Source organism: Calothrix sp. CBUCES-K 9914 (genome assembly GCF_059640475.1).
Genome location: NZ_JBXXZH010000349.1, coordinates 1 through 7,988, shown reverse-complemented (window position 1 = coordinate 7,988; position 7,988 = coordinate 1). Strand labels below are relative to the sequence as shown.

Below are 7,988 nucleotides of genomic sequence, written 5' to 3'. Positions count from 1 at the left end.
GTTAACGATTTCAAAAATGAGCTACTACAACTCTCAATAAAATCCTTATGCAATAAGACCAGGGCAAACGCATCTAAATTCTGTAAGCCTTACGTAGCGAGAGTTTCAGATTTTAGTTACAAAACTAAATAATGGCTAAAACCTTTATCCCGTAAGGATTGTAAAAATAAGGTGCGTTTGCCCTGGCAATAAGACTTTTAAGCTTAACCCGATTTTCTGTTCTGATACTACTAATACCCCAAATCTTACAACAGAGGAACTCTAAGAGGAATTATCCGTCTGAGAGAACTAAACGAGTACTCCGGTCGGATCGAGATCGGCTCGAATGAGAGAACTAATCGAGTCATTTTTGATTCCCAATTGTGCTAATTGGTATTTGTTATAGGAGCCAGGGTCGAGTACTACAGCTTTACCTCTATTGTATGTGTCTTGATAAAATATCCAAGGAGTAGTCCCTGTAATCTGAATAGATGAGGTTTCGTCGTTGAAACCATACCAATGAAGGTCGTCAGTACCTTCAGTAAACGTTAGCACCCTCCCTTTAAATCCATCATCCTTGTATAAATATGCTGCACCTCCAGTACAGATAGCAGCAACCTCATTGCTAAGTTCCTGAAACAATTGTTCATGCTGATTGTCTTTCATCTTTTTTCTCCGGAATTTGTGATTACTTAGTTGTGATTGAAAAGCTTTAATATTGCTTTCTATTCATAGTATGCTTGAAGGCATAATTGAATTGTTGAGTGAAATTGAGTATTGTCAAATCAGGTTTATTTGAGTATTTCTGCTAAATTTAGTTAAATTTAGGTAAGACACAACGCCACTTTTTTTTTCATCTGACATGATATATATTTACCATCGGGGTATTTGAGCTTGTGTTATATGGTCTCTTAGGTTTATACAATTGAATTGATTCAGGTGCCACCAAAAGCTATCTCATTAAAATCAACTGTTGATTCCAATCTTGGCATGAAGGTTTGAGTCGGGTAGCTTGTGGTAAAACTTTCAATACGGCGCCTGCTATCTCCTCCGATGCATAAGCTGCAACAACTTCCTTGAAGTAGCTTAAAAATTCTATTGGTACACACTGCACGTTATCAACAGCAATATAAATAGTCTTCTCCAGCAAGGAATTGTTTAACACCGCAACAGATAATGCTTCGATTGGAGATTTTGTGAGAACCGTGCGCGCGATTTTATCTTCACCTTGTCCACCAGTAGTAAAGTGGAACCATCCTTTATTACGTTTACTACCTTTGGCAAGTCCATAAAAAGAATTGTTATATCCATAAGTTCCACGTAGAAAGGCGCCTGTAACTTCCCCGTCCGGTAGTGACCGCATTAAAAATATAGCGTTTTGTTTTTCATCAGAGTAAATTAACCCAGCCGCATGTAGGTTATCGATAAGAGCAGCGGGTAATTTACGCTTCTGCACTAAATATTCTCTAACTCCACCCCATTTACTTTTATCTGGTACAGGCGCCACAAATTGTTTAGGTTTTTCAGTGGCGATGATTACAGCAGCTTCTTCTCTCGCACGATGAGTAACTGCGCGCAAAGTTTCCGACTCCCCAAAAATCTCATATAACCAAGCAACTGCTTCCCTAAAATTACAATTTAGTAGATGCATGACTAAATCAATGGCACCTCCTCCTCCATGTTCGGCGCCGATAAAATCATAAAAAGTTGAACCAGTAATATTGATACTGTGGTTCGCACTTACCCAACGACCTTGGTATTTTGGGTGCGGATGAAGTCCAAGATGGTAAGCTACTGACTCTAAAGGTATGTCTCGAAGTAAATTAGCTTGAGATTCCCAGAGTTCGAGAGTCCATGATAAATTTTGCACGCGCGCTTCTAACTGGCGCCGCTCCCGTTCACTATTTTGTGCAGTTTGTTCAATATTACGTTTCTCTCGAAGTTTTAACTCTTGGTGTACAAGTTGGTTATTTAGAACATTTAATTTAGGTTGGAGAATTTCTTTGACGAGCGCGCGGTACTCAGAAATCGATGCAACTTCCTCTTCATCAGGTAAAACATCCTCAAGGTTGATGTGGTGAGATTTAGAATTTACCGCAGCGTAATATTTCTTAATATCTGTATGCTTTGCTTTACTTCCCTTGATACCGCGTTCAATACCCAAGTGTTCAACCGCGCGCGCAAAACTATCTAATAATTCTGAGAGTTTATAGCGACCGTGGAATAATTCTCTAGCGTTAAGTTTTCCTCTATTATCCAACGGTACTATGTAAGCGTGAATATGTGGAGTTGATTCATCGAGGTGCATTATTGCTTGGACAACCTTACTGTAATAACGATTTAATAACCAGTCGGTACAGGCAGCAGCAAAATTATCTACTCGTTCCTGAATATAAAACCCTGCTTGCTCCGGGTTATCCGGTCGGAAGTATTGAGGACTAGCTGTGAGTAGCATCTCGATTGCCAGTACTGCATTCGAGCGTATCTTTTGGGCGCCGATTTTTTCCATAAACATTTCCTTGATGTCCTTATCGTTGGCGCCATCAATTAACGAAACATTCTTTACAGATAAATCAGCATTCTCAATTTCATGCGCGCGTGTTGTGTGCATCGCACTGTTAATTAGCGAAGCCCAGCTTTTTATCTTTTGGATTCGGCAAACTGCAAAGTTAGTCATACCAAGCATCTTCCCACCATGCGAGGACACAGCTACAACCTATATTATTTTGTCAACAAATATTCTTACTTCTTTACTTAATTCGTGTACTTTTGTTATCTGTTACTTAGAAAGCGCGCGGTTAAATACTAATAACTCTCCAACTCACCGGGTGTTATAAACAACGTCTCAACGAGTTCGGAGTTTAGCTTACCGTCGCCCGAACGCTTAACAACTTTAATTGCAATGTCCACCTCTGTACAACCTTGTAATCGCTCTTCTATAAAATCCGCATACTTAACTATTGCTTGCTTAACTTGTTTTTGAGTTTTCCAAACCTGTGCGGACTTTAACATATTGGTGACACCAATAAATTCTTCTCCGCTACCGTCATCAATCGACAACTTTGCAGCATAAGCATTCGCTTCGGGGAGAAGGACTAATGCATAACCTAGCTGTTCAGAAGGTTTGAGACCAAATCCTTTAGCCATAAATTTACAAGCAAACTAACAAAATAATTATCTCGCAATTGTGTTCTTAGTTATATCCTCTTGGGCGCCTATAACCCATACCGCATGGAAGCGCGCGTAAAAATATGTAAACAATCAGTAGCAATGTGTATTAAGTTATTGCTTACACAAAAAATTAATATACTTATACGTAAAAAGAATGAAAAAAAGATTATATCATCAAACGGCAAACAATTATATAAAAAACAAAATTATTAACAAGTAAAAAAAATAATTAAGAATTAATAGAGTATTGAATTAGTCTTTGTTTAAGCTGAGTGTAACGCTCTTGCTGATTAACCGAACGTACAGCAATTGAAATCGATTTCTTAGCAGCAACTATAATTGCAAGTTTTTTGGCACGAGTTAGTCCAGTGTAAAATAAATTACGACTTAGCATCATGTAGTGTTAAGTATATAAAGGTAGAATTACTACCGGATATTCCGACCTCCTAAAACTTATGTACTATTTTAGCAAAAGCAAGTGTTAACTCATTAAGGTCAGAATAATCATAGAATATACAGCCATCTCAATACTGCTCGGTTAAGCTTTTTTCAGCATGATAAACAACGATATTATAAGGGTTTCAGGTTACGCTATGTCCTTAACCGAGCAGTATTGGTATTGACAGCCATCTCAACTGCTTGTTGCTGCTGTAGAGATAATTAAACTTTGCGCGCGTTTGTAAATCTCTCAACCCAAGTTTGAACACGAGGAATATCGGCGTTAGTTGAGTAAGGTTTTGTTCAGTATGGAAGGATGTTGGCTTGTAACAAAGTAAACTTTTATCGGCACCTGATTCTCGGATTAACTCATCTTCAAGTCCCATATTACGAATAATTAGTTCGGCAGACTCTTCCTTGGGGTTATGGTCGTCTGTTTTTAAAAGTTGGACTAGTTTTTGTACTAGTTATATCTGAGGTAAGTAACAGTGTCCATCCTCGGCACCTTCACTCAATACATGAATAACACCCGCTTTGTATCTATATTCTGAGTTTGAGGGTGTTCTTTGCAGAAACCAGTTAATTGCAGTGTTTGTCCTGGCTGGATATTAGCAAAATTACCAACAATTGTAGTCAGGTCACGGGCATCGGGTCGTTGTAAACGCGCAACGATATAACCTGATTCTTCGCTATAAAAAGTTAGACGTTCAATTACGCCAGTAATGATGAACCTCAACAGTTAAAACTTCCCCTTGAAGGATCGGCGCCCCCTATACAACCAGGCGCCCAGTTAAGTTTATTTCCAGATAAAAAATTTAAGGTGCCGGGTATACGGAAACTTTCAAATTTGTATGTATCATATTTAACACTATCCCTTATGAATTTTTTTGCATCTATTACATGTGATTCTGGAGCTAAATTTTTCGACTCATTTAGTATATTAGTTTGGAATTCTTGGCGCTTGAGTTCATCTTGTTGCCATTGTTTCAAAGGAGCTTCATATTCAGTAATTGATTTGTAATCATCTGGCTCAGGCGCCTCATAAGAGTGATCAAAGAATATCGATAGCTGTCCGTTAGAGTCTATACTCAGTGGTGGTTCAGAAGCGAAATACCTCAAATCCCACCTATCACTGGTATTTTCATAATTCTTAGGGGAAAGATGTTTAATTTAATCAGTATTATTTACTACTTCTGATGAATTGAAATTTTTCCTAGAGGAAACATTGTGTACATCAATATTTTCTGATTCAGTAGTGACTTTATTTACTTCTGGGAAGGCGGCACCAGTATCCCAAGCAGAGTCACATTTGGTGTGGTTAAGATCTCCTGTTTTTCCAGAAGAGTAGGCACCTGTATTGAAAAGTGGCTCCTTTTTGTAGCAGTCTAGGTTTTTTCTTTTTAGTCTTATGCTTGCTTGCTTTGGTTATCATTTTTACCCTTGACTTTTTCTTTCTTTTCGCCTTTAACTTTACTCTTCTTAATAAAGCTAATAATCTCGTCCACACTACAGTAATTGTTCTGCATCCCAATTATTAAAGAGACGGCGCCTGTTGGAACATAAAGAGTACGATTTCTCCACTGTCCATCAATCTTTTCTTCCCAACAGTAAGACCATCGCCAGTGCTTAACGTTATCAGGGTCACGGTCACCTATGACTCGTGGATACGATGCTTTTATTCCATTCTTCAAAGTTTTCTGCTCTATAGTTTTGGTTAAAGAGCCTCTGCGTTGCCTACCGGCCTTGTAAGTTTCATTTAAAAATCTTTCTGTGTCTAACTGTATATCTAAATCACAAACTGGTACGGATTCATGCTTATACTGTTCATCCTCTAGGAATATTTTATCATTATCTACCAGTACATCAGACTTACTCTGTAGTAATCCAACCGATGCATCATTCTGTAAAGTTTCCCCTAGGTATTTGTTATTGCTATTTAACAGTACAAGTGATTCAACTTCAAGCGAATCAACAACAGATGTATCATCGTTAACACTATCCCTTATGAAATTTTTTGCATCTATTACATGTAATTCTTGAGGTAAATTTTTCGACTCATCTAGTACATTAGTTTGGGATTCCTGGCACCTAGATTGATCTTGTTGCCATTGTTTCCAAGCAGTTTCATACTCAGTGATTGATTGGTAGTCATCTGGATCAGGCACCTCATCAGAGTGATCAAAGAATATTGATAGCTGTCCATTAGAATCTATACTCCGTGTTGGTTCGTCGCCAAAATACCTGTAATTCCAAGTATCACAAGTGTTTTCATCATTCCTAGGGGAAACATGTTCAAGATTATTAGTATTATTTACTACTTCTGATGAATCAAAATTTTTCCTAGGGGAAACATAGTGTTCATCAGTATTCATTGATTCAGTAGTAACTTTATAAACTTCTGGAAATGCGGCGCCACTATCCCAAGCAGGGTCATGCTTGATATTGCCTTGAGAATTATAGGCGCCTGTATTAAACAGTGATTCTGATTGAGTGGTAGACTTCTTACGCTTCGCCATCTTGCCTCCGTTTTCTAAGTTCGTATCTATTACTACGTTCTAAATCGTGTTTGTACTGTGCTTGTGACTCTTGTTCGATGGTGCGCGCACGCTTTCTTAAACTCTTACGAATAGCAAGCTGTGAAAGAGTTTCATCAATTAATTCCTTATTTTTCTGGAAACCTTCAAACTGCAATCTTGCTGTTTCTTCCCAGTTCTTACGCTCGATACGGTCTAATTTTTGACAATCAACTTTAGTTAACTGTCTATCAACGTTGCCTTTAAGGTGTACCCATCTGGAACCAAGGTTGCAATTTTGACAAGCTGGATTGGTGTGTATGGTTGGGTTGTAGCCCCTAATTTTACGTTTAGCTAGGTGATACTGTACCCAGCCAGTATCGTGACAACAGAAACAATTCCACGTTGGCATTTTATAAATTTCTTCACCTTCGGGTTTTGGAAGGCTTTCACGCCGAACTGTTATAGGTAATACTTGTTCAAACTCTTCATCCATCATTTGTTACACCCTCATTCAATCAAGCCAGCTTTTTGTGCCCATTCAAAAAATTCTTGACGCTCAGGGTTTACGTTCCCCTCGTCATCACACATGAAAGTTACGGCACCGAGTTGGTTGATTTCGTTTAACCATTCCTCGCGGTTGGGATGGTCTGCCCATTTGTGAGTCTGTTCAGTCGAAGGTTTATTACGTGAGAGTAACCATTTGTCTCTTACTTCCTCCCAATTTTTGACGATCCACTTTTTAGGAAGCTGTGGAGGTTTGGGAAGATCACTCGCCATCTTTACACCAAACTCTAAAAAACTCTCTCTTTCCTCGACAGAGAGAGAGTCTGCAAAGTCTTTATAAGTCTTATTAGTATGAGACGTGCCCGAATCTTTATTAGGTAAGGGTTTCGAGTCTTGATTTTCTCTTTTTTGAGACTCAGAGCTGCTTTTTTGAGACCCAGAGCTGTTTTTTTGAGACTTGGAGTCAAGTTTTTGATCGTCGAGTCTCATTTTTGAGACTCCAGCTAAATTTCTGCAATCAACCCTTTGTTCTTGAAAATCGAATAACCCAAGTTCTTGTAACCTGGCGCGCGCACGGAAATACGACGCTTTACTCATCTCAAGTTCTTCGGTAATTTCTAAGGTCGGAGGAAGCTCCCAGTATTTATCTCCAAAGGGGTCTTGCTCAGTTAAATAAAGCCACAAATTCATTTCATTTCTTGAAAGCTTTGACTTTCTGAGCTTTTTAGATAATTCATTTGACACAATATAAAATTTCCCCATTGCTGCTACACCTCCTCAAAAGTCACAGTAATGTTGAATTCCTTGCAGGTAGTTCTCGCTGCGGTTAATTTTGCTAAATCGCTTTGTAATGAGTAAAATTTGCCTTGTATATTTTTCACGGCGCCTACACCTCACCGTTTATAGATGTTGTGGAAGATACAACGCACGCTAAAAAATATACGTCTAAAGACGTAGTTAATATCTGTTGAATTGGCATATTCTGGATTCCTATTGCATTTATTTGTTGTCCTGTTAGGGATATTCACTCCCTTCAGGACTATTTGTACTTGTCATACACGCGCGCTGTTCTCAAGGTTTTAAAACTACGTTTATCGATAAGGCGCCGATTTGTATGCCCATAGTGCTTGAATTTGTACATTGTTTTGCGTCATAATAATTTCCACAAGTTATCGACCCCCGACCAGTGAAGTTGGGGTTATTTTTTAGCAGTAGCAAGTTTTGCTTACTGTTACGTTTCTGTTGCCAACAGCAAATTAGTTGTTAGGATGTATATAGCGGGCACACTAGGAGTGTGTTTGCTTTTTTATGATGCATTGCATTATATTACAACCTTAACAGTAAAGTATAAACCTAGGCAGTAGCGAAAAAATGCAACAA

10 protein-coding genes are annotated in these 7,988 nt (G+C 38.5%); all 10 read right to left on the bottom strand.

The genetic code is table 11. The annotated features are described in order from the left end of the window. Positions 1 to 288 precede the first annotated feature (288 nt). The 10 genes from AC2JBO_RS40855 to AC2JBO_RS40810 all read right to left on the bottom strand — a co-directional run bounded on the left by AC2JBO_RS40855 (position 289) and on the right by AC2JBO_RS40810 (position 7,298). On the bottom strand, positions 289 to 645 hold the full coding sequence (locus AC2JBO_RS40855; protein ID WP_496959345.1) for a beta/gamma crystallin family protein: 357 nt from the start codon (positions 643 to 645) through the stop codon (positions 289 to 291). A 286-nt stretch (positions 646 to 931) separates the two neighbouring features. Continuing rightward, on the bottom strand, positions 932 to 2,656 hold the full coding sequence (gene mobV, locus AC2JBO_RS40850; protein ID WP_496959344.1) for a MobV family relaxase: 1,725 nt from the start codon (positions 2,654 to 2,656) through the stop codon (positions 932 to 934). 128 nt (positions 2,657 to 2,784) lie between these two features. Continuing rightward, positions 2,785 to 3,126 carry a hypothetical protein gene (locus AC2JBO_RS40845; RefSeq protein ID WP_496959343.1) on the bottom strand — a complete coding sequence of 114 codons (342 nt, stop codon included), beginning with the start codon at positions 3,124 to 3,126 and terminating at the stop codon, positions 2,785 to 2,787. A gap of 253 nt (positions 3,127 to 3,379) precedes the next feature. Next, entirely contained in the window at positions 3,380 to 3,547 is a 168-nt protein-coding gene (locus tag AC2JBO_RS40840) for an ATP-binding domain-containing protein (protein WP_496959342.1), read from the bottom strand. A gap of 202 nt (positions 3,548 to 3,749) precedes the next feature. Then, positions 3,750 to 3,974: a hypothetical protein gene (locus tag AC2JBO_RS40835; protein ID WP_496959341.1), complete on the bottom strand. Its 225-nt coding sequence runs from the start codon at positions 3,972 to 3,974 to the stop codon at positions 3,750 to 3,752. Positions 3,975 to 4,099: 125 nt separating this feature from the next. Further along, positions 4,100 to 4,324 (bottom strand): YrrC family ATP-dependent DNA helicase, encoded by a 225-nt coding sequence (locus AC2JBO_RS40830; RefSeq protein WP_496959340.1) that lies wholly within the window; start codon positions 4,322 to 4,324, stop codon positions 4,100 to 4,102. After that, positions 4,321 to 4,707, bottom strand: coding sequence for a hypothetical protein (locus AC2JBO_RS40825; protein ID WP_496959339.1), 387 nt, complete (start codon positions 4,705 to 4,707; stop codon positions 4,321 to 4,323). Before AC2JBO_RS40825 ends, AC2JBO_RS40830 begins: the two co-directional genes overlap by 4 nt. A 287-nt stretch (positions 4,708 to 4,994) precedes the next feature. Beyond that, on the bottom strand, positions 4,995 to 6,104 hold the full coding sequence (locus AC2JBO_RS40820; protein WP_496959338.1) for a hypothetical protein: 1,110 nt from the start codon (positions 6,102 to 6,104) through the stop codon (positions 4,995 to 4,997). Further along, a complete protein-coding gene (locus AC2JBO_RS40815) occupies positions 6,091 to 6,600 on the bottom strand; it encodes a hypothetical protein (protein ID WP_496959337.1) in 510 nt (169 codons plus the stop codon). Before AC2JBO_RS40815 ends, AC2JBO_RS40820 begins: the two co-directional genes overlap by 14 nt. Before the next feature lie 11 nt (positions 6,601 to 6,611). Beyond that, complete coding sequence (locus tag AC2JBO_RS40810; RefSeq protein WP_496959336.1) at positions 6,612 to 7,298, bottom strand: hypothetical protein; 687 nt, start codon at positions 7,296 to 7,298, stop codon at positions 6,612 to 6,614. Positions 7,299 to 7,988: the final 690 nt, after the last annotated feature.